This is a genomic window from Luteimonas sp. FCS-9 (assembly GCF_001014645.1).
Classification (GTDB): Bacteria; Pseudomonadota; Gammaproteobacteria; order Xanthomonadales; family Xanthomonadaceae; genus Luteimonas.
The window spans coordinates 1-20,943 of the sequence record NZ_LASZ01000004.1 but is presented as its reverse complement, the minus strand read 5'-3'; the positions used below and the strand labels follow the sequence as shown (position 1 = coordinate 20,943).

Sequence of the window (20,943 nt, the reverse complement as noted above, 5' to 3'; positions counted from 1 at the left end):
GCGTCATCGCTCCAACGGTTCCGGCACCGCGCGCAGGCGCGGCGCCGGGTGTCATCCACGCCAACACTCACGGCCCTGCAATCCCGCGACGGCCGATCAACGGGTGGACCACCGGCACCGCGCGCTCCGTCGCCGGCCGGCCCGGTCCGACATCAACCAGGTATTCACCAAATGACCGAATCATTCGCAGAACTGTTCGAACAGAGCCAGACCAACCTGGCCAAGCTCAAGCCGGGCGCCATCGTCTCGGGCGTCGTGGTGCAGGTCCGCACCGACGTCGTCGTGATCAACGCCGGCCTGAAGTCCGAAGGCATCGTGCCGATCGAGCAGTTCCGTAACGAGGCCGGCGAGATCGACGTGGCCGAGGGCGACACCGTCAAGGTGGCGCTGGACTCGCTCGAGAACGGCTTCGGCGAGACCGTGCTGTCGCGCGAGAAGGCCAAGCGCGCGATGGTGTGGGACGAGCTCGAGGAAGCGCTCGAGAAGAACGAGACCATCACCGGCCGCATCAGCGGCAAGGTCAAGGGCGGCTTCACCGTCGACATCAAGGACGTCCGCGCGTTCCTGCCCGGCTCGCTGGTCGACGTGCGCCCGGTCCGCGACCCGGTCTACCTCGAGGGCAAGGAACTCGAGTTCAAGCTGATCAAGCTCGACCGCAAGCGCAACAACGTCGTCGTCTCGCGCCGCGCGGTCGTCGAGAGCGAGCACTCCGAGGAGCGCGAGGCGCTGATGGAGAAGCTCGTCGAGGGTGCCGTGCTCAAGGGCGTGGTCAAGAACCTCACCGACTACGGCGCGTTCGTCGACCTGGGCGGCATCGACGGCCTGCTGCACATCACCGACATGGCCTGGAAGCGCGTGCGCCACCCGTCCGAGGTCGTGGAAGTGGGCCAGGAGCTGGAAGTGCGCGTGCTCAAGTACGACCGCGAGCGCAACCGCGTCAGCCTCGGCCTCAAGCAGCTGGGCGAGGATCCGTGGGACAACATCTCGCGCCGCTACCCGTCCAACACCCGCGTGTTCGGCAAGGTCTCCAACGTCACCGATTACGGCGCGTTCGTCGAGATCGAGCCGGGCGTCGAGGGCCTGGTGCACGTGTCGGAGATGGACTGGACCAACAAGAACGTCAACCCGTCGAAGGTCGTGCAGGTCGGCGACGAGGTCGAGGTCATGGTGCTCGACGTCGACGAGGAGCGTCGCCGCATCTCGCTGGGCATCAAGCAGGTCACCAGCAACCCGTGGGAGACCTTCGCCGCGATCCACAAGAAGGGCGACAAGGTCGACGGCCAGATCAAGTCGATCACCGACTTCGGCATCTTCATCGGCCTGGACGGCGGCATCGACGGCCTGATCCACCTGTCGGACATCGCCTGGAACTCCACCGGCGAGGACGTGGCCCGCAACTTCAAGAAGGGCGACACCCTCGAGGCCGTCGTGCTGGCGGTCGATCCGGAGCGCGAGCGCATCTCGCTGGGCGTCAAGCAGCTCGAGCAGGATCCGCTGGGCCAGTTCATGGCCAACAACCCGCGCGGCTCGAAGGTCTCGGGCACCGTGAAGGAAGTCGACGCCAAGGGTGCGGTCATCGACCTGGGCGAGGGCGTGGAAGGCTACGTGTCGGCGCGCGACATCAGCGACCAGCGCATCGACGACGCCAGCCAGCACCTGAAGGTCGGCCAGGAGATCGAGGCCAAGTACTTCGGCATGGACCGCAAGACCCGTTCGCTGCAGCTGTCGATCCGCGCCAAGGACGAGGCGGAGACCGCCGAGACCCTGGCCGAGTACAACAAGCAGGCCTCGGACGCCTCGAGCGGCACCACCAAGCTGGGCGCGCTGCTGCGCGAGCAGCTGGGCAACAAGTCGGAGTAATGCGTTCGACGCCGGTCCGGGCTCCGTCCCGGGCCGGCGTTCGCGCATCTGCAAGAACGAGACATGACGAAGTCGGAACTCATCGAGCTGCTGACCCAGCGGCAGGCCCATCTCAAGGGCGAGGACGTCGACCTGGCGGTCAAGGCCATGCTCGAGATGATGGGCGGCGCGCTGGCGGCCGGCGACCGCATCGAGGTCCGCGGCTTCGGCAGCTTCTCGCTGCATTTCCGCCCGCCGCGTACCGGCCGCAATCCCAAGACCGGCGACGCCGTCGCGCTGCCGGGCAAGCACGTCCCGCACTTCAAGCCCGGCAAGGAGCTGCGCGACCGCGTCAGCGACGTGCAGCCGCTGCCTGCGGACGAGTGAGCGCGCCAACGCGCGCCGTTTCCTGTTCCCGTGGCGCCGCCGTGCGTGGTTGGCGCCGCCGATCCCCGAGCGGTTAGGATCGACGACGGCTGCCGGCCGTCGCGCGATGCCGTGGCCGCGTGTCCGGTCGCGCCCGCCGTCGCGCGGATGCGGCGACCTTCCTGATGGAGCGTGATCCATGGCGTTTGTCACCGAGTGGTTCTGGTTCTTCCTCCTGCTGCCGATCGCGGCGCTCAGCGGCTGGGTGATCGGGCGACGCGGCGGCGAGCGGCACAGCGACACCCAGGTCAGCCGGCTGTCGACGACCTATTTCCGCGGCCTCAACTACCTGCTCAACGAACAGCCCGACAAGGCGATCGAGCTGTTCCTGCACATCGCCGAGCTCGACAAGGACACCTTCGAGACGCAGGTCGCGCTCGGCCACCTGTTCCGCCGGCGCGGGGAGGTCGACCGCGCGATCCGGCTGCACCAGGGCCTGGTGCAGCGTCCCGACCTCAACGACCAGCAGAAGGTGCAGGCGCTGCTGGCGCTGGGCGAGGACTACATGAAGTCGGGCCTGCTCGACCGCGCCGAGACGGTGTTCACCGACCTGGCGCGCATCGACCAGCGGGCCCCGCACGCGCTGCGGCACCTGATCGGCATCTACCAGGCCGAGCGCGACTGGGCCAAGGCGATCGAGAACGCGACCCGCTACGAGGCGGCGACCGGCGAGCCGATGGGCAAGCTGATCGCGCAGTTCGAATGCGAGCTCGCCGACCGCCATCGCTCGGCGGGCAATCCCGACGAGGCGCGCGCCGCGGTCGCGCGCGCGTACGCCGCCGACTCGGGGTCGGTGCGCGCCGGCATCCTCGAGGGCCGGATCGAGATCGACGCCGGCAACGACGCGGCGGCGATCCGTGCGTTCGAACGCGCCGCGCGCCACGATCCCGACTTTCTGCCCGAAGTCCTCGGGCCGCTGCTCGCCGCCTACGAGCGCGTCGGCGACACGCCCGGCGCCCGCAACTTCCTGTCGCAGATGACCGAGCACTACCGTGGCGTGGCGCCGGTGCTGGCGCTCACCCGGCTGGTCGAGCAGGAGGAGGGCGTGCACGCGGCGCGGACCTATCTTGCGCGGCAGCTCAAGGACCGCCCTTCGGTCCGCGGCGAGGCGGCGCTGATCGACCTCACGCTGGCCGACGGGGTCGACCATGTCGGCACGCTGCAGGAACTGCGGCTGATCACCGAGCAGCTGCTGGTGCGCAATCCCAGCTACCGCTGCAAGCAGTGCGGGTTCGGCGCACGCAGCCACCACTGGCAGTGCCCGAGCTGCAAGGAGTGGGGCACCATCAAGCCGCTGCTGAACTACGCCGTGGTCTGAGTGGGACCGCAGGCCCTCATCGCGCTCGCCTTCGTCGCTTTCGTCTCGGCCTCGGCGGGTACCTGGCTCGCGCGTCGCTACGCGCTGGCGCGCCGGCTGGTCGACGCCCCCGGCGAGCGCCGCAGCCATGCGGTGCCGACGCCGCGCGGCGGCGGCATCGCGATCGTCGCGACGATGCTGGGCGCACTCGCCTGGACGGCATGGCGCGCTGCGGCGCCGTGGACGGCGCTGGCGGCGCTGGCCGGACTCGCGCTCGTCGCCGGCATCGGCTGGGTCGACGACCACCGGCCGCTGTCGCCGTGGTCGCGGCTGGGGGTGCACGTCGTGGCGGCCGCGCTGCTCGCCGCCGCGCTGATCCACGCCGGGCAGCCGGCGTGGTGGGCCGCGGCGGTGTTCGCGCTGGCGGTCGGCCTGGTCAACGTCTGGAACTTCATGGACGGCATCGACGGCATCGCCACGACCCAGGCGATGCTGGCCGCGCTCGCGGTGCTTGCGGTGGCCGGTCCCTGGGGCGCGTCGGGTACGCTCGCGATCGCGCTGCTGGCCGCCTGCGGCGGGTTCCTGCCGTTCAACTGTCCGCGTGCGAGGATCTTCCTGGGCGACGTCGGCAGCGGCAGCCTGGGCTACCTGCTCGCGGGTCTGGTCGCGTTCGCCTCGCTGGAGGTCGGCACGCCGCCCGCCTGGGCGCTGCTGTTCCCGCTCGCGCCGTTCCTGGTTGACGCCTCGTTGACACTCGTTTCACGCATGCTCCGCGGCGAACGCTGGTGGACGCCGCACGTGCAGCACGTCTACCAGCGCGCGGTACAGGCCGGACACGCGCACGCGACGGTCGCCGGCGCCTACGCGGTGCCGGCGCTGGTCGCTGTGGCGTTGTGCGGATCGCTCGCCGGGCGCGGATCCCCGGTTATCATCGGAGCCTTGGTTGCGTGGTACTTGCTCATTGTCTCCGTCTGGTTTGCGGTTCGCGCCCGGCTGGCTCGCCGGGCCGCGTCGACGTCAAGGATGAATTCCGATGCATGATGTGAGGACACGGCTCGGTGTCCTGGGGCCCCGCGTCGCGGTGGTCGTGCACGACCTGGTCATGGTCTGGCTGTGCTGGATCGGCCTGCACCAGTTCCGCCATTCGGTGATGGTCCAGGCGCCACCGTTCTCGCTGCTGTCGGTCGAGGTCGCGCTGATCCTCGCGGTGCAGGGGCTGATCTTCTGGCGCGTGGGCCTGTATCGCGGGGTCTGGCGCTTCGCCAGCATTCCCGACCTGCTGAACATCGTGAAGGCCTCGGTGCTGGGCCTGCTGGCGATCCTGCTGGTGCTGTTCGTCTACAACCGGCTCGATCTCGTGCCGCGCAGCGTGCTGATCGTCTACCCGCTGCTGCTGGCCGCGCTGCTGGGCATGCCCCGGTTGCTGTACCGCGCGTGGAAGGACCACGGCAGCGTGCGGCTGGACCAGACCGCCACGCGGGTGCTGATCCTCGGGGCCGGCCAGGCCGGCGAGACGCTGGTCCGCGACCTGCGCCGGACGGGCGCCTACGACCCGGTCGGCTTCCTCGACGACGCGCCGAAGCTGCGCGGCAGTCAGCTGCAGGGCGTGCCGGTGCTCGGGCGCGTCGAGGACGTGGAACGGATCGCGCCCGAGACTGCCGCCAAGCTGCTGGTCATCGCGATGCCGTCGGCCGATGCCGCGGCGATGCGCCGCGTGGTCGCGGCCTGCGAGCGGACGGCCCTGCCGTTCCGCACCGTGCCGCGGCTCGACGACCTGCTGGAAGGGCGTTCGCTGCCCGGCGAACTGAAGGAGGTCGCGATCGAGGACCTGCTCGGTCGCAAGCCGGTCCTGCCCGACTGGAAGGCCATCCGCGGCTGGCTGCGCGGCCGCAGCGTGCTGGTGACCGGCGCCGGCGGCTCGATCGGCTCGGAGCTGTGCCGGCAGTGCGCGCGCCACGGCGCCGCGCAGATCGCGCTGGTGGAGATCGACGAACTCGCGCTGACCCGGATCGAGGCCGAGCTGCGCCGCGATTTCCCGCACATCCAGGTGACCCCGGTGCTCGGCGACTGCGGCGATCCCGCGGTCACCGACCATGCGATGCGCCTGTCGTCGCCGGATGCGGTCTTCCACGCCGCGGCCTACAAGCAGGTGCCGGTGCTCGAGCAGCAACTGCGCGAGGGCGTGCGCAACAACGTACTGGCCACGCGCAACGTCGCCGGGGCGGCCGTCGCGCACGGCGTCGGCACGTTCGTGCTGATCTCCACCGACAAGGCGGTCGACCCGGTCAACGTGCTCGGCGCGACCAAGCGCCTGGCCGAGATGGTCTGCCAGGATCTCGCCGGCACCGGCGGTACCGGGTTCGTGACCGTTCGCTTCGGCAACGTGCTCGACTCGGCCGGCAGCGTGGTGCCGCTGTTCCGCGAGCAGATCCGGCGCGGCGGCCCGGTGACCGTGACCGATCCGGAGGTCACGCGCTACTTCATGACGATCCCCGAGGCCTGCCAGCTGATCATGCAGTCGGTGGCGATCGGCGCGTCGCAGGCGGTCTACACGCTCGACATGGGCGAGCCGGTCTCGATCCGCCTGCTGGCCGAACAGATGATCCGCCTGGGCGGCAAGCAGCCCGGGCGCGACGTCGCCATCGTCTATTCCGGGCTGCGCCCGGGCGAGAAGCTGCACGAGACGCTGTTCCACGCCGACGAGCGCTACCGCCCGACCGTCCACCCGAAGATCCTCCAGGCCGAGGCGCGCGCGGTACACGCCGAGAAGCTCGCCGCATCGCTGGCGCGGCTGAGCGACGGCGTCTCGCGCTACGACCTCGAACTGCTGTCGGCTGCGCTGCGCGACGCGGTGCCCGAGTTCAAGCCGCTCGATGCCGCGCCTGCGACGCAGCGCGCCACGACGGCGACCATCGTTGCATTTCCCCCACGACACGCGAGACAACCATGACGCAGAGGATTCGAAAGGCGGTATTTCCCGTTGCCGGGCTCGGAACGCGGTTCCTGCCCGCGACCAAGACGGTGCCCAAGGAAATGCTGCCGATCGTCGATCGCCCCCTGATCCAGTACGCCGTCGACGAGGCGATCGAGGCCGGCTGCGACACGCTGATCTTCGTGACCAATCGCTACAAGCACGCGATCGGCGACTATTTCGACAAGGCCTACGAGCTCGAGGACCGGCTCGAGGCGTCGGGCAAGCACGAGCTGCTGGAGAAGGTGCGCCGGCCGCTGCCCGACGGCGTCCAGGCGATCTTCGTCACGCAGGCCGAGGCCCGCGGCCTGGGCGACGCCGTGCTCTGCGCCAAGGCGGTGGTCGGCGACGAGCCGTTCGCGGTGCTGCTGCCCGACGACCTGCTGTGGAACCGCAACGGCGACGGCGCGCTCAAGCAGATGGCCGACGCGCACGCGGCGACCGGCGCGAGCATGATCGCCGTTCAGGACGTGCCGCCGGAGAAGACCGCCAGCTACGGCATCGTCGCCACCGACGCGTTCGAGGGCCGGCATGGCCGCATCCACTCGATGGTCGAGAAGCCCAAGCCCGAGGACGCGCCGAGCAACCTGGCGGTCGTCGGCCGCTACGTGCTCGATGGCCGGATCTTCCCGCTGCTCGAGCAGACCCGGCCGGGGGCGGGCGGGGAGATCCAGCTCACCGACGCCATCTCCGACCTGCTCGGCGAAAAGCCCGTGCACGCCTACCGCTTCCGCGGTACGCGCTTCGACTGCGGCACCCACATCGGTCTGATCGAGGCGACGATCCGCTACGCGCTCGACAACGAAAAGCTCAGCGAGCCGGCCGCGGCGTTGATGCGCGACGCGCTCGACGAACTGGGCGTGCGCGACCTCGACTGAATCGAGGAATCGGAACCGTGCCGCCTTCGGTGGCGCGGTTCGGCAATGCCGGCGCGCTCGGGTTCGACGGGGAGCGCATCCCGAGCGCGACGTGATGACCGCGGGGAGAGCGGCCCGGGGGCCGCAGGCCGCTGCCCATCGAAGTGAACGCCCGTCCCCGCACCTGGGAGACGGGCAGGAACCAAAAAAAAGCACGCCCGCAGGGGGCGTGCTTTCCTGTCGCCCTGCCGCGTCCGACGAAGGACGCGGCAGCGGATGATCAGGCTAGGCCGGCCTGCTTCATCACTTCGGCGGCGTAGTCCTCGACGACCTTCTCGATGCCTTCGCCGACGGCCAGGCGCTTGAAGCCGACGACGTCGGCGCCGGCGGCCTTGAGCGTGGCCTCGACGGTCTTGTCGGTGTCGAGCACGTAGGGCTGGCCGTAGAGCGTGACCTCGTTGACGATCTTGTTGAGCTTGCCGCTGATGATCTTCTCGAGGATGTCGGCCGGCTTGTTCTTGTCCTTGTCGGACATCTTCGCCAGCTCGATCTCCTTTTCCTTCTCGATGAACTCGGCCGGGACGTCGGCGGCCTTGTTGTGCGGCGGGTTCATCGCCGCGACGTGCATCGCCAGGCCGCGGGCGAGGTCGGCATCGCCGCCCTGCAGCTCGACCAGCACGCCGATGCGGCCGCCGTGGACGTAGGCGGCGAGGTTGTTGCCGCTCTCGACGCGCACGATGCGGCGCACCTGCACGTTCTCGCCGATCTTGGCGATGACCGCGGCGCGGGCTTCCTCGACGGTCTCGCCGGTTTCGATCTTCGCGGCCTTGAGCGCGTCGATGTCGGCGGCGCCGGAGGTCAGCGCGGCCTGGGCGACGGCGTCGGTGAAGCGCAGGAAGTTGTCATCCTTGGCGACGAAGTCGGTCTCGGAATTGACCTCGACCAGCACCGCGGCGGTGTCGTTCTGCGCGGCGGCGATGCGGCCCTCGGCGGCGACGCGGTCGGCCTTCTTGTCGGCCTTGGCCAGGCCCGACTTGCGCAGGGCCTCGGCGGCGGCGTCGATGTCGCCGGCGGTCTCGCTCAGTGCCTTCTTGCACTCCATCATGCCGGCGCCGGTGCGCTCGCGCAGTTCCTTGACCAGGGATGCGGTGATTTCCATGGATGACCTCAGATGTTCTGTGGATTCGGCGGCCGCGCGGAGGCGCGGCCGGTCGTTGGCGGTCGCCGCCGCGCACGGGCGGCGGCATCGCGCCGGCGGAGGTGCGGCTGCGCAGCATGGCGCAGCCGCGTGTCGCGGCGATTACTCGGCCGCGGCGTCCTCGGTCTTCTTGCCGCGCGGGGCGCGGCCGGACTTGTCGCCGCCTTCGGCGAACTCTTCCTCGCGCACGGTCGCCGCGCTCGGTGCGGCGGCCTTGCCCTCGAGCACCGCGTCGGCGGCGGCGTTGGCGTACAGCTGCACGGCGCGGATCGCGTCGTCGTTGCCGGGGATCGCGTAGTCGACCAGGGCCGGGTCGTAGTTGGTGTCGACGACGGCGATGACCGGGATGCCGAGCTTCTTGGCTTCCTGGATCGCGATGTTCTCGTGGCCGATGTCGATGACGAACAGCGCGTCGGGCAGGCGGTTCATGTCCTTGATGCCGCCCAGCGAGGCCTCGAGCTTGTCGCGCTCGCGGCGCAGGCCCAGCACCTCGTGCTTGACCAGCTTCTCGAACGTGCCGTCGGTCTCGGCCGACTCCAGTTCCTTCAGGCGCGACACCGACTGCTTGACCGTGCGGAAGTTGGTCAGCGTGCCGCCGAGCCAGCGCTGGGTCATGTACGGCATGCCGCAACGCTCGGCCTCTTCCTTGATCGCCTCGCGCGCGCTGCGCTTGGTGCCGACGAACAGGATCATGCCGCGCTTCTGGGCGATGCCCGAGATGAAGTTCATCGCGTCGTTGAACAGCGGAACCGTCTTCTCGAGGTTGATGATGTGGATCTTGCCGCGGGCGCCGAAGATGTACGGCGACATCTTGGGGTTCCAGTAGCGCGTCTGGTGGCCGAAGTGGACGCCGGCTTCCAGCATCTGGCGCATGGTGATCTGGGGCATTGGATACTCTCTGGATGGTGGAATCGGGCGGCACCCCCGCTTTGTGGACAGTCCGCACAGGCATGGGCGGGCTGCGACGAAGGGACTCGCGTCACGATTCCGGGGTTGGGCCTCCCTGTCGCCTCCGTGGCCGAACCTCTTGCGAGGCACCCCGGCACGGGTCGATGCGACAGGTGTGTATTCGCCGATGACGCCCGGCGTCGCGTGCCGGGCCCGGTGAGCGGGCACGGCAAGCGCGGGATTCTAACCCGCCGCGGCGGGCGGGGCAATCGGCCGGTCCGCGGTGCTCAGAAGCGGACGTCGACCCGGATCGTGTCGCGGTAGACGCCCGGCGTCGGCGTCGGCTGGGTCGGGTCGATCAGCGCCCGGTACGTGAAGCCCTGCACCGCCGCGCCGGTATGGACGCCCGGGTTGAGCTCGGCGGTGGCGCTCGCCCGGCGCGCGCCACCGACGCTGCCCCAGCGCTCGCCCGATGCCGCGCCCTTGTAGAGCTCGTAGCGCAGGAACTGCGTGGGCACCAGGTCGTCGCGCATGCGCCGCCAGCCCGCCGAGAAGTACTGGCCGTCGTCGAGCCCCACCGAATACGCGGCGCCGGCGCTGCAGCGGATGGAGATCTGCTGGACGACCGGGCCGAACGCGCCGGCCAGCGGCGCGCTGCCGAAGTCCAGCGGCGGGGCGGTGATCGCGCAGTCGTTCTCCAGTCGCAGCACGACGTTCACGGTCGCCGGGATGCCCGTGCCCCAGTTGATCGGCGTCAGCAGGCCCGGACGCTGGAAGCCCGGGCTCTGCGAATAGGCGCACACCGGCCCGATCCCGAGGGTGCAGATCGAGAAGAACCAGCGCAGGTTGACCGTGCCGGTGTAGGTGCCCGCGCGCAGGCCCGCGGTCGGCGTGGTGCGGATGTACAGCGGCAGGCTGCCGCCGGGCCCGATGAAGAGGTTGAGGATGTTCAGCGCGGAGAAGTCGAACTCCTGGCCCTGGCCGATCTGCGGCCCGGTGGCCTGCGCCAGCACCGCGAACGGGACAGACGGCCCGCCGCCGTCGTGGACCAGCCGGAACGTCGAGCTCTCCAGCCGCACCTTGATGTACGAGGTGCTGATCAGCGCCAGTGCGCTGCAGGCCAGCCCGCCGTTGCCCGCCGCCTGCAGCGAACCGTCGGCCAGCGCCAGCGTGCCGGTGGTGCCGAGGTTGGCCTGCGCGCTCGCCACGGTGCACGAGCCGGTGTCCTGGGCGTGCGCACCGCCGGCGACGAGCAGCGCGAAGACGAGCGCCAGCAGGCGCAGCAGGTCGCGGCTGCGCGGGGGCGGGACGGGGCGGGCGCGCGGCCGCATCACCGGCAGGCCAGGGGGCCGATCCGCGCGACCCCTTCGTAGGCGGGATCGACCGCGAAGCGCACGGTGCACGGCGGGCGGCCGGCCGGATGCGCGGTGAGGGTGTTGTCGGGCGCCAGCGCCGACAGGTAGACCAGCCCGTCCCAGCCCACGTGCGCCGTCTCGCCCTGGTCGCTGGTCACCGGCGTGCCGGGCGGGAGGACCGCGCCCTGGGCGTCGTGCAGCGTGACCAGGGCCGCGACGGCGCGTTCGACCGGGAAGCGCATCACGTAGCCGCTGCCGCGCCGGACCGCGACGCGTTGCTCGACGACCGGCGTGTGCACGTGCGCGGGCAGTTGCAGCGGGTCGATCTCGAATTTCGCCGCATAGTGCGCGCCCGACCACGGCACCAGCAGGCGGCCATGGCGGTCGGTCGTGCCCACGGTTACGTTCTCGTAGCGCACCGGGATGCTGGGGAAGCCGTTGGTGTCCACCACCACGAAGGCGTCGGAGATCCGGTTCGACAGGAAGGTGCCGCCGTCCATCCGCACGATCGCGCCGGCGGCGTTGGCCCACAGCGTGTGGGCGCCGGCGGCGCCGCGAACGCCGCCGCCGAACTGGACGTGGCGGCCGCGCCACAGCGCGTCCAGTTGGACCTGGTCGTCGCCCGCGTCGAAGCGGCTGTAGCCCAGCCCCAGGCCCAGGCCACCATCGGTGGGGACCGGGCGGGTGTAGCGCAGCCGATGGGCGCCTGCGCGATCGCGCGAGCGGTCGTGCGTCGCGGTGATGTTGCCTTGCTGCAGCGATACCACCAGTTGCGCGACCGCCGACCAGTCGCCGGTGTCGATGTCGCGATTGCCTGACAGGTACACCCCGACGTCCCGCCATGGCGACACGCTCCACGACAGGTTGACCAGCCGGGTCCGCGTGTCGTCGGCGTTCTCGACCGCGAAATGGCCCAGTCCCAGGCTGCCCCAGCGTCCGAGCGCCACGCTGCCGGCGACGACCGTCGTCCGCGGCCGGAACGGCAGCGTGGTGCGGGGGTCGTAGCGGGCGAGGTCCACGAAGTCGCGGTCGCCGCGCTGATGCTGCGCCGACAGCGTGAACCCGCGGCGGGCGTACTGGTAGCCGACGTCGAACTGTCCGCCGGTCCGGCCGCGCGATGCGCTGCGGCTGTAGGCGGCATTGACCACGCCCAGCATGCCGATCCGGACCACGCCGCCGGCACCGACCCGGGCCAGGTCGCCGGCCGCCTCGCCGAGCGCCTCGACGGTCAGCACGTCGGTGAGGCCGCGGCTGTAGGCGGCCGAGGCCACGACCGGGCCGTAGGCGAAGTCCTCGACGCCGTACTCGCGGCGCAGCGCGCCGGCCGCTAGCGCGAAGTCGCTCAGGCCCGGCGCGAGCAGACGGCTGCTGACGTAGAACGGGACGGTCGTGGCGACCTGCCGGCCCAGCGCGTCGGTCACCACCACCACCGCCTCGCCGGCGCCGTTGATGAACGGCACGTCGGTCAGCGCGAAGGGGCCGGGATCGACGCGCTCGCGTGCGGCGAGGCTGCCGTTGACGAACAGGTCGACCGCCGACGGGACGCCGGCCTGGCCGGAGAACGCCGGCAGCGGGTAGGTGACGATGTCGGGCCGGAGCGAGAAGTCGCGCGAGAACTGCACGCCGCCGATCCGGACCGGCGAGGTCCACGTCGGCCCGCGCGTGATCAGGTCGCCTGCCTCCCACAGCCGCACGCGCGCCTCGTCGACGCGCTGCCATCGCGTGTCGTAGCGGACGAACGACCGCCCGCCGGCGCCGCCGTGGCGCCAGGCGCCCGACGACGACACCGTGCCGGCATCGCCGAACAGGCGCACGTCCGTCCACAGCGAGGTCGCGGTGGACGCGTGCGGCGCCCGCGTGGCGTAGAGATCGTAGTTGAGCAGCATTCCACGGCTGGCGCGCGAGGGGTGGCGGGCGGGCGCGGCGCCGCTGTCGAAGTGCTGTGCCGGCAACCAGTCGGCCGGCACCTGCACGAGCAGCCGCAGGTTGGCGACGTCGTAGCCGACCTCGACGCCCGGCAGGCGGTCGACCGCGACGCGACCGTCCCCGTCCGGCGCGTCGGCGGCGTCGACGCGCACGTGCAGCGCGCGCAGCGCGGCCGCGTCGACCAGGTAGTGGCCGTCGCGCAGCTCGACCGGCACCACGCGCCCCGACCCCAGCCCGTTGACGACCAGTTCCAGGTGCACCACGCCCTCGCCGGCGGCGTCGGCGGCCCGCGGAGGCGGCGGCAGGCCGCCGGGCGGCGCCGCCAGTGCAGGCGACAGCCCTGCGCACAGCAGCGCCGAGGCCAGGCACGCGGGGGCGGGGCGGGGCATCAGCGCCCCGGTGCCTGCACCGGCGGGATCGTGCGGGTGCGCCGGTGGTCGTCGACGTGCGCCTCCAGCGCGCCGTCGGCCTGCGTGGCATTGGCCAGCGGCCAGCGTGCGAAGCTGCCGGCGAGCACGTAGCCCAGTTGCGCGTTCTCCAGCGGGACATGCGCTCCCCCTGGGCGGCGGAAGCCCAGCCCGGTCAGCCGGGCGTGCCGCGGGCCGCGGTTGTGGACCACCAGGAAGGTCCCGCTGTCGCGCTGCTGCAGCTCCCAGGCCAGTTGCGGTCCATCGCGTCCGGCGGCCTCGCCGCGGACGAACAGCGGGATCGAGTAGCGGAACTGGAAGCGCACGCCGACCGGCGTGCCGGCCGGCGCCTCCTCGGCGGCCTGCACCGGGATCTCGTCGACGACGATCCGGTAGGCGAGTTCCCGGGCGACTGGTGTGGGGGTGGTCCGGGTCAGGCGGACCAACTGCCGCTGGCCCGGCGCGATCCGGGTCATCGGCGGCGAGCCGACGACGTCCTGTTGCGGGCGGTAGTCGTCCTCGCCGTCGACCTGGTGCCATTCGAACACCCGCAACTGCAGGTGTGCGGTGGTCCGGCCCTGGTTCTCGATCCACAGCGCGGTGGCCTGTTCGCCGTGCCGGATCGTCGGGTTGACCGGCCAGATCAGCAGCGAGTTGGCGGCCGGAGCCGCCGTCGTCGCCAGCGCCAGCCCCGCGGCGAGCAGCCAGCGGCGCACGTGGGCGAACGGGGGGAGGCGGCCGGGGAGCGGGGGCATGACGTTTCCTTGTCGATGGCGGATCGGGCGGCCTCACCAGTCCAGCGTCACGGTGACGGTGTCGGCGTAGACGCCCGGCAGCGCGTCGCCGGGCAGCGCGAGCCGGCCGTGGATCGGCAGCACGATGCCGGGCGTGCCGGTGCCGGGAATGGTGATCGCCTGGGCCTGGTCGATCCCGATCTCCTGGGTGAAGGCCGCATCGCGGTACAGCCGGTAGGGGAGGCGGCGATCGGCCGAGGCGTGACGCAGCTGGCGCGTCCCGCCCGCGGCGTGCGCACCGCCGTCGATGCGCATGCGCATCACCACGCCCGCGGTGCATCGCAGCGTGACCGTCTGCGCCGCGGCCGCGTCTGCGGTGCGCACCGCGGTCGAGAGCGCGCTGTCGCTGCCGAAGTCCAGCGTCGCCAGCAGCCCGGCCGCGCCCTCGCTGCCCAGTCCGTCGATCGCGCAGCCCGGGATCACCGTGGCCGAGACCGGGAAGGTCGCCTGGGTGTCGGCCTGCAGACCGCACGGCGCCGCTGCGAGCAGGCAGGCGAGCAGCGCGCCGGCGGGGCGCAGGCGGCCGGCGTCGACCGGGCGTGCGCGGACCACGGTGCGGTCAGAGCGTGATCACGACGCCGATGACATCGGTGTAGGTGCCCGGCAGCAGGGCCGCGCCGCCGAAGGCGCGGCCGTAGACGTTCACCGTCTGCGCCGTGCCGTCGGCCGGCAGGGTCAGCGGTTCGCCGTCGGCGATGACCGCCGAGCGGCCGGCATCGGAGTACAGCTCGTAGCTGATGTAGCGCGTGTCCGCGCCGCCCTGCAGCGCGAGCGCACGGCTGCCGTCGCCGTCCGGCGCCGCGCCGGGGTTGAGACCGCCGTCGAAGGCGATGGTCGGCGCCACGCCTTCCGAACAGCGGATCGTGATCGCGCTGCCGGCGCTCTGCACCTCGGCATCGGCCTGGTCGAACACGGTGGTCTCGGTGCCGAAGTCGAGCGTGCCCAGGGTGCCGAAGGCGGTTCCGTCCGGGGTGTCGACGCCGTTGATGACGCAACCGGCCTGCAGCGTCATGGTGGCGTCGACCTGGCCGGTGATGTCGGCGTGGGCGCTGCCGGCGAACAGCGCGAGCAGCGTGGCGGCGGTCAGCGGGATGGTGCGCATGGAGAATCTCCGTCCTGTGAGATCGAAATGGCATGCGGGTGACCCGGCCGGGGCGGCATCACGCCCCATTCAGCAGCCGGGAGGCCCATCTGTCGCGAGTGTGGAATCGGCGCCGGTGACGGCCTCGTGACCCGGCCGTGAAGTCGCCGCCTGCCATGTGCAATTTCTCACCTGTTCCCGGGCCCGCGCGGGGCGCAGCCGGCAAGGCGATGCCGATCTGGGCGATAATGCCGCGATGAGCATTCAGACCAAGACGCCCGACGAGATCGAGAAGATGCGCGTGGCCGGCCGCCTGGCCGCCGAAGTCCTGCAGGTCGTCGCCCCGTACGTGAAGCCCGGGGTGACCACCGACGAGCTGGACCGCATCTGCTACGACCACATCGTCAACGTGCAGGGCGCGATCCCGGCCAACGTCGGCTACAAGGGCTATCCCAAGACGACCTGCATCTCGGCCAACAACGTCATCTGCCACGGCATTCCGAGCGATGCCAAGGTGCTCAAGGATGGCGACATCATCAACATCGACGTGACCGTCATCAAGGACGGCTGGCACGGCGACACCAGCCGGATGTACTTCGTCGGCACCCCGTCGGTGATGGCGCGGCGGCTGGTCGAGGTGACCCGCGAGGCGATGTGGCGCGGTATCCGCGCCGTGCGGCCCGGCGCCACGCTCGGCGACGTCGGCCATGCGATCCAGAAGTACGCGGAAGCCGAGCGCTTCAGCGTCGTGCGCGAGTACTGCGGCCACGGCATCGGCAAGGTCTACCACGACGAGCCGCAGGTGCTGCACTACGGCACGCCGGGCGCCGGTGTCGTGCTCGAGGCCGGCATGACCTTCACGATCGAGCCGATGATCAACGAGGGCACCCGGTTCACGAAGGTGCTGCCCGACGGCTGGACCGTGGTCACCAAGGACCGCAAGCTCTCGGCGCAGTGGGAGCACACGGTCGCGGTCACCGCCGACGGCGTCGACGTGCTGACCCGGATCCCGGGCGACGACAACGACGCGTTCCTCTGACGTGGGCGAGCGCGCCGCCGCCACCGCACCCGCAGCCGAGGACGGCGACGCGGCCTGGGTGGCGGAAGCGCGCGAGGCGCTCGCCGCGCACGACGCGCGGCTGGTCCAGGGCTTCGACGCCGGCCAGCACATCGACCGGCTGCTGGCCGCGCGCGCCAACGCCGTCGACGGCTGGGTCCGCAAGGCCTGGGCGCGCTGCATCCCCGGCGAGGCCGCGCTGGCGCTGTTCGCGGTCGGCGGCTACGGCCGCGGCGAGCTGTTCCCGCATTCGGACATCGACCTGCTGGTCATCGGCGAACCGCAGGTGCAGGCCGCGCATGCGCAGTCCCTGAGCCGGATGCTGGCGCTGCTGTGGGACCTGGGGCTGCCGGTCGGCCATGCGGTGCGCAGCTTCGACGAATGCACCGAGGCCGCCGCCGACGCCACCGTGCTGACCGCGCTGCTCGAGGCGCGCCCGCTGCTGGCCAACATCGGCGAGGTCCGCGCGCTGATGGACGCGATCGCCGATCCCGGCGTCTGGCCGGCCGCCGATTTCTTCCACGCCAAGCGTCGCGAGCTCGAGACCCGGCACGCGCGCTACGGCGACACCGCCGACAACCTCGAGCCGAACATCAAGGACGGCCCCGGCGGCCTGCGCGACGTGCACAACCTGCGCTGGATGGCGCGGCGCGTGCTCGGCATCTACGGCCTGGAGGAACTGATCGCGCTCGGCCAGCTCGGCGTCGACGAGCACGCCACGCTCGAGCGCGAACGGCGCACGCTCTCACGGCTGCGCTTCGGCCTGCACCTGGTGGCGGGCAAGGCCGAGGAGCGGCTGCGGTTCGACTACCAGAAGGCGCTGGCCGCGCGGCTGCACCACGTCGAGCAGGCGGACAACCCGCTGGTCGAGAAGATGATGCAGGAGTTCTACCGCAGCGCCTCGGTGGTGCAGCGGATCAGCGAGCGCATGCTGCAGCGCTTCGAGGAGCAGATCGAGGGCGAGGGCGAACTGCGGCCGCTCGATGCCGAGTTCGGCGTGCAGCGCGGCTACCTGGTGGCCCGCGACGACGTCTGGCCGGGCGGCGACATCGCGCGGGTGTTCGACCTGTTCGCGATCTGGGCCGACCACCAGGCCCTGCGCGGCCTGCACTCGCAGACCGCGCGCGCGCTGGCCGAGTCGCTGCATGCGCTGCCGTCGTGGCGCAGCGCGTCGCCGGCGCTGCGCGAGCAGTTCACGGCCTTGCTGCGCGGGCCCACGCCGGTGCGCACGCTCGAGCGGATGGCGCGGCTCGGCGTGCTCGGCGTCTGGATCCCCGAGTTCGCCAACGTCACCGGCCGGATGCAGTTCGACCTGTTCCACGTCTACACCGTCGACCAGCACACGCTGGCGGTGCTGCGCAACATCGCCAGCTTCGCGTCCGAGGCGCCCGACGAGCGCTTCTCGACCGCGCATGAAGTGTGGCCGCAGCTGCGCAAGCCCGAGCTGTTGCTGCTGGCCGGGCTGTTCCACGACATCGGCAAGGGCCGCGGCGGCGACCATTCGGAACTGGGCGCGGTCGATGCGCGCGCGTTCTGCGAGGGCCACGGCCTGGGCGAGGCCGACACCGCGCTGGTCGAATGGCTGGTCCGGCGCCACCTGCTGATGTCGACCAGCGCGCAGAAGCTCGACATCTCCGACCCGGCGGTGATCCACAAGTTCGCCGCCGAGGTCGCCGACCGCGAGCGGCTGGATTACCTGTACCTGCTGACCTGCGCGGACATCGCCGGGACCTCGCCCAAGCTGTGGAACGCCTGGAAGGACCGGCTGCTGACCGACCTGCGCATCGCCACGCGGCTGGCGCTGCGGCGCGGGCTCGAGCATCCGGTCGCGGCGATCGAGCGGATCGCCGAGGCGCGCGACCGCGCGCGCGGCCTGCTGTCGGCGCACGGCGTGGACGATGCGCAGGCCGACGCGCTGTTCTCGCGGATCCCGCAGGAGAGTTTCCTGCGCGGGCGCGCCGACCAGGTGGTCTGGCAGGCGCTGGCGCTGCGCGACAGCCCCGAGGGCGGACTGGTGGTGCGCGTGCGCCGGCTCGCGGCCGGCGCGCAGGCGCTGGAGGTGTTCGTGCACTCACCCGACCGCGACGGCCTGTTCTCGGCGATCGTGATCACGCTCGACCGGCTGGGCCTGGCGATCCAGCAGGCGCGCGCGCTCGACGGCCCGGGCGGCACGATCTTCGACGTCTTCCAGGTGCTGCCGATGGACGCGCGGCATCCGCTGGAACTGGTCGCGATCGAGCGCAAGCTCGCCACCGTGCTCGGCGGCGCGCTCGATCTGCGCCCCGCGCGCCGCGCCCAGCCGCGCCATCTGCGGCATTTCCGCGTGCCGCCGCGGATCGAGTTCAATCCCGGCGCCGACGGCCGGCATACGGTCTTCAGCCTGGTGTGCACCGACCGGCCCGGCCTGCTGGCCGACGTCGCCCACGTGCTGCGCCAGCACGGCGTGCGCGTGCACGATGCGCGCGTGGCGACGTTCGGCGAGCGGGTCGAGGATGTGTTCCGGCTCGTCGGCGGCGACGGCCGGCCGCTCGACGAGGCGGCACAGGCGGCGCTGCGCGCCGCGCTGCTCGCGTCGATCGATGGCGACATGGCACGATAGCGCCCCCGTTTTCCCCACGAAGACCCGCCATGACCCATGCCCTGCAGACGTTGATCGAGGACGCGTTCGCGCGTCGCGCCGAGCTGACCGCCGCCGAGATCGGCGACGTCGTCAAACCGGCGGTCGAGCAGGCGATGCAGGGCCTGGAATCGGGCGAGCTGCGTGTCGCCGAACCTGATGGCAACGGCGGCTGGCAGGTCAACGAGTGGCTCAAGAAGGCCGTGCTGCTGTACTTCCGCAGCAACGACATGGCCGTGGTCGACGCGCAGCCCGCGCCGTTCTGGGACAAGGTCGAGGCGCGCTTTGCCGGCTTCGATGAGGCGAGGTTCAAGGCCGCCGGCGTGCGCGTGGTGCCGGGCGCCGCGGTGCGCCGCGGCACCTACTTCGGCCGCGACGTGGTGCTGATGCCGAGTTTCGTCAACATCGGCGCCTACGTCGGCGAGGGCACGATGGTCGACACCTGGGCCACCGTGGGCTCGTGCGCGCAGATCGGCAGGCACGTGCACCTGTCCGGCGGCGCCGGCATCGGCGGCGTGCTCGAGCCGCTGCAGGCCAGCCCGACGATCATCGAGGACCACTGCTTCATCGGTGCACGCTCGGAGGTCGTCGAGGGCGTCGTCGTCGGCCACCACAGCGTGATCGGCATGGGCGTGTTCCTGGGCCAGTCCACGCGCATCTACGACCGCGCGACCGGCGAGATCTCCTACGGCTATGTGCCGCCGGGCAGCGTCGTGGTCTCGGGCCAGTTGCCGGCGAAGGACGGCTCGCATTCGCTGTACTGCGCGGTCATCGTCAAGCAGGTCGACGAGAAGACCCGCAGCAAGACCTCGGTCAACGAACTGCTGCGCGGCCTGGCCGACTGAGCGGCCCGGGTCGTGGCGTGCTGCGTCGCGTCCCGCGCCGATGTCCCGCCGAACCGCTTCGGCGCTCCATTGGAATTCCCATGACGACGATTCACGGCCTGAAGAACTGCGACACCTGCAAGAAGGCGCGCAAATGGCTCGACCGCTTCGGTGTCGAACACAGGTTCGTCGACTATCGCGACGACAAGCCGACGCCCGAGACGCTGGTCGCGTGGGCCGGCCAGCTCGGCGGCTTCGAGGCGATGGTCAACAAGTCCTCGACCACGTGGCGGCAGCTGCCCGACAACCGCAAGGGCGCGGCCAGCGACGCGGAATGGAAGCTGCTGCTGCGCGAATACCCGCAGCTGATCCGGCGCCCGGTCGTCGTCACCGACGACGGCACGGTGACGCAGGGATTCAGCGACAACGGCTTCAAGAAGCGCTTCGGCATCGCGTGAATGCCGCTGTAGGCGCGCGCTCGCGCGCGATGTGGCGCCACCGGGAACGCGCCATCGCGCGCGAGCGCGCTCCCACGGTTTCCAGAGGGTTCCATGTCCGACGTCCTCGACCTCACCCGTGACCTGATCGCGCGGCCCTCGGTGACCCCCGACGATGCCGGCTGCCAGGCGCTGATCGCCGCGCGGCTGCAAGCCGCGGGCTTTTCGATCGAGTCGATGCGCTTCGGCGCGGTCGACAATCTCTGGGCCACGCACGGGAACGGCGGGCCGGTGCTCGCGCTGCTGGGCCACACCGACGTGGTGCCGAGCGGGCCGGTCGAGGCATGGCGGTCCGATCCGTTCGTGCCGCAGATCCGCGACGGCGTGCTGTACGGGCGCGGGGCGGCCGACATGAAGGGCAGCGTCGCGGCTTTCGTCGTCGCCGCCGAGCGCTTCGTCGCCGCACACCCCGACCATCCCGGCACGCTGGCGCTGCTGCTGACCTCCGACGAGGAGGGCGCGGCGATCGACGGCGTGCGCCGGGTCGCGCGCACGTTCGCCGAGCGCGGCACGCGCATCGACTGGTGCATCACCGGCGAGCCGTCGTCGACCCGGCGCCTGGGCGACCTGCTGCGCGTGGGCCGGCGCGGCAGCCTGTCGGCCACGCTGACCGTGCGCGGCGTGCAGGGTCATGTGGCCTATCCCGACAAGGCGCGCAACCCGATCCATCTGCTCGCGCCGGCGCTGGCCGAGCTCGTCGGCCGCCACTGGGACGACGGCTTCGAGTCGTTTCCGCCGACCAGCCTGCAGGTCAGCAACATCGCCGCCGGCACCGGCGCGACGAACGTGATCCCCGGCAGCGCGACGGTGCAGTTCAACCTGCGCTACAACCCGCACTGGGACGCGCCGCGACTGGAGGCGGCAGTCGCCGCGCTGCTGGACCGGCACGGCCTGGACCACGTGATCGAC

The 20,943-nt window shown here is 71.3% G+C and carries 18 protein-coding genes; 11 read left to right on the top strand and 7 right to left on the bottom strand.

Annotation, left to right across the window (positions count from 1 at the left end; all coding sequences use genetic code 11):
- Positions 1–171: 171 nt before the first annotated feature.
- From rpsA to galU, 6 genes are all read left to right on the top strand, one after another.
- Positions 172–1,860: a 30S ribosomal protein S1 gene (gene rpsA / locus WQ56_RS04825; RefSeq protein ID WP_047135971.1), complete on the top strand. Its 1,689-nt coding sequence runs from the start codon at positions 172–174 to the stop codon at positions 1,858–1,860.
- Between the two features lie 48 nt (positions 1,861–1,908).
- Positions 1,909–2,226 carry an integration host factor subunit beta gene (locus WQ56_RS04820; protein ID WP_255350605.1) on the top strand — a complete coding sequence of 106 codons (318 nt, stop codon included), beginning with the start codon at positions 1,909–1,911 and terminating at the stop codon, positions 2,224–2,226.
- Positions 2,227–2,404: 178 nt separating this feature from the next.
- Complete coding sequence (lapB, locus tag WQ56_RS04815) at positions 2,405–3,583, top strand: lipopolysaccharide assembly protein LapB (RefSeq protein ID WP_047135969.1); 1,179 nt, start codon at positions 2,405–2,407, stop codon at positions 3,581–3,583.
- Positions 3,584–4,603 carry a glycosyltransferase family 4 protein gene (locus WQ56_RS04810; protein WP_047135968.1) on the top strand — a complete coding sequence of 340 codons (1,020 nt, stop codon included), beginning with the start codon at positions 3,584–3,586 and terminating at the stop codon, positions 4,601–4,603.
- Complete coding sequence (locus WQ56_RS04805) at positions 4,596–6,512, top strand: nucleoside-diphosphate sugar epimerase/dehydratase (protein WP_047135967.1); 1,917 nt, start codon at positions 4,596–4,598, stop codon at positions 6,510–6,512. Before WQ56_RS04810 ends, WQ56_RS04805 begins: the two co-directional genes overlap by 8 nt.
- The gene (gene galU, locus WQ56_RS04800) at positions 6,509–7,411 is read left to right on the top strand and encodes a UTP--glucose-1-phosphate uridylyltransferase GalU (RefSeq protein ID WP_047135966.1); all 903 of its coding nucleotides are present in this window, start codon (positions 6,509–6,511) and stop codon (positions 7,409–7,411) included. Before WQ56_RS04805 ends, galU begins: the two co-directional genes overlap by 4 nt.
- Positions 7,412–7,670: 259 nt before the next feature.
- On the opposite strand, the gene tsf is transcribed toward galU, so the two are convergent.
- The 7 genes from tsf to WQ56_RS04765 form a co-directional block, all read right to left on the bottom strand.
- Positions 7,671–8,549: a translation elongation factor Ts gene (gene tsf / locus WQ56_RS04795; protein ID WP_047135965.1), complete on the bottom strand. Its 879-nt coding sequence runs from the start codon at positions 8,547–8,549 to the stop codon at positions 7,671–7,673.
- A gap of 141 nt (positions 8,550–8,690) precedes the next feature.
- A complete protein-coding gene (gene rpsB / locus WQ56_RS04790) occupies positions 8,691–9,476 on the bottom strand; it encodes a 30S ribosomal protein S2 (RefSeq protein WP_047135964.1) in 786 nt (261 codons plus the stop codon).
- A gap of 287 nt (positions 9,477–9,763) precedes the next feature.
- Positions 9,764–10,807 carry a spore coat U domain-containing protein gene (locus WQ56_RS04785; RefSeq protein WP_047135963.1) on the bottom strand — a complete coding sequence of 348 codons (1,044 nt, stop codon included), beginning with the start codon at positions 10,805–10,807 and terminating at the stop codon, positions 9,764–9,766.
- Positions 10,807–13,146, bottom strand: coding sequence for a fimbria/pilus outer membrane usher protein (locus tag WQ56_RS04780; protein ID WP_047135962.1), 2,340 nt, complete (start codon positions 13,144–13,146; stop codon positions 10,807–10,809). The genes WQ56_RS04785 and WQ56_RS04780 overlap by 1 nt, the downstream gene beginning before the upstream one ends.
- On the bottom strand, positions 13,146–13,919 hold the full coding sequence (locus tag WQ56_RS04775) for a molecular chaperone (protein ID WP_047135961.1): 774 nt from the start codon (positions 13,917–13,919) through the stop codon (positions 13,146–13,148). Before WQ56_RS04775 ends, WQ56_RS04780 begins: the two co-directional genes overlap by 1 nt.
- A 33-nt stretch (positions 13,920–13,952) precedes the next feature.
- On the bottom strand, positions 13,953–14,510 hold the full coding sequence (locus tag WQ56_RS04770) for a spore coat U domain-containing protein (protein WP_052772848.1): 558 nt from the start codon (positions 14,508–14,510) through the stop codon (positions 13,953–13,955).
- Positions 14,511–14,517: 7 nt separating this feature from the next.
- The gene (locus tag WQ56_RS04765) at positions 14,518–15,060 is read right to left on the bottom strand and encodes a spore coat U domain-containing protein (protein ID WP_047135960.1); all 543 of its coding nucleotides are present in this window, start codon (positions 15,058–15,060) and stop codon (positions 14,518–14,520) included.
- 235 nt (positions 15,061–15,295) lie between these two features.
- On the opposite strand from WQ56_RS04765, the gene map reads away from it, so the two are divergent.
- The 5 genes from map to dapE form a co-directional block, all read left to right on the top strand.
- Positions 15,296–16,078 carry a type I methionyl aminopeptidase gene (gene map / locus WQ56_RS04760; RefSeq protein WP_047135959.1) on the top strand — a complete coding sequence of 261 codons (783 nt, stop codon included), beginning with the start codon at positions 15,296–15,298 and terminating at the stop codon, positions 16,076–16,078.
- Position 16,079: 1 nt separating this feature from the next.
- Positions 16,080–18,695: a [protein-PII] uridylyltransferase gene (glnD, locus tag WQ56_RS04755; protein WP_047135958.1), complete on the top strand. Its 2,616-nt coding sequence runs from the start codon at positions 16,080–16,082 to the stop codon at positions 18,693–18,695.
- Between the two features lie 29 nt (positions 18,696–18,724).
- Positions 18,725–19,558 (top strand): 2,3,4,5-tetrahydropyridine-2,6-dicarboxylate N-succinyltransferase, encoded by an 834-nt coding sequence (gene dapD, locus WQ56_RS04750; RefSeq protein WP_047135957.1) that lies wholly within the window; start codon positions 18,725–18,727, stop codon positions 19,556–19,558.
- An 80-nt stretch (positions 19,559–19,638) separates the two neighbouring features.
- The gene (locus tag WQ56_RS04745) at positions 19,639–19,995 is read left to right on the top strand and encodes an arsenate reductase (RefSeq protein ID WP_047135956.1); all 357 of its coding nucleotides are present in this window, start codon (positions 19,639–19,641) and stop codon (positions 19,993–19,995) included.
- Between the two features lie 93 nt (positions 19,996–20,088).
- Positions 20,089–20,943: succinyl-diaminopimelate desuccinylase (dapE, locus tag WQ56_RS04740; RefSeq protein WP_047135955.1), on the top strand; the 855-nt coding region annotated here is incomplete at its 3' end.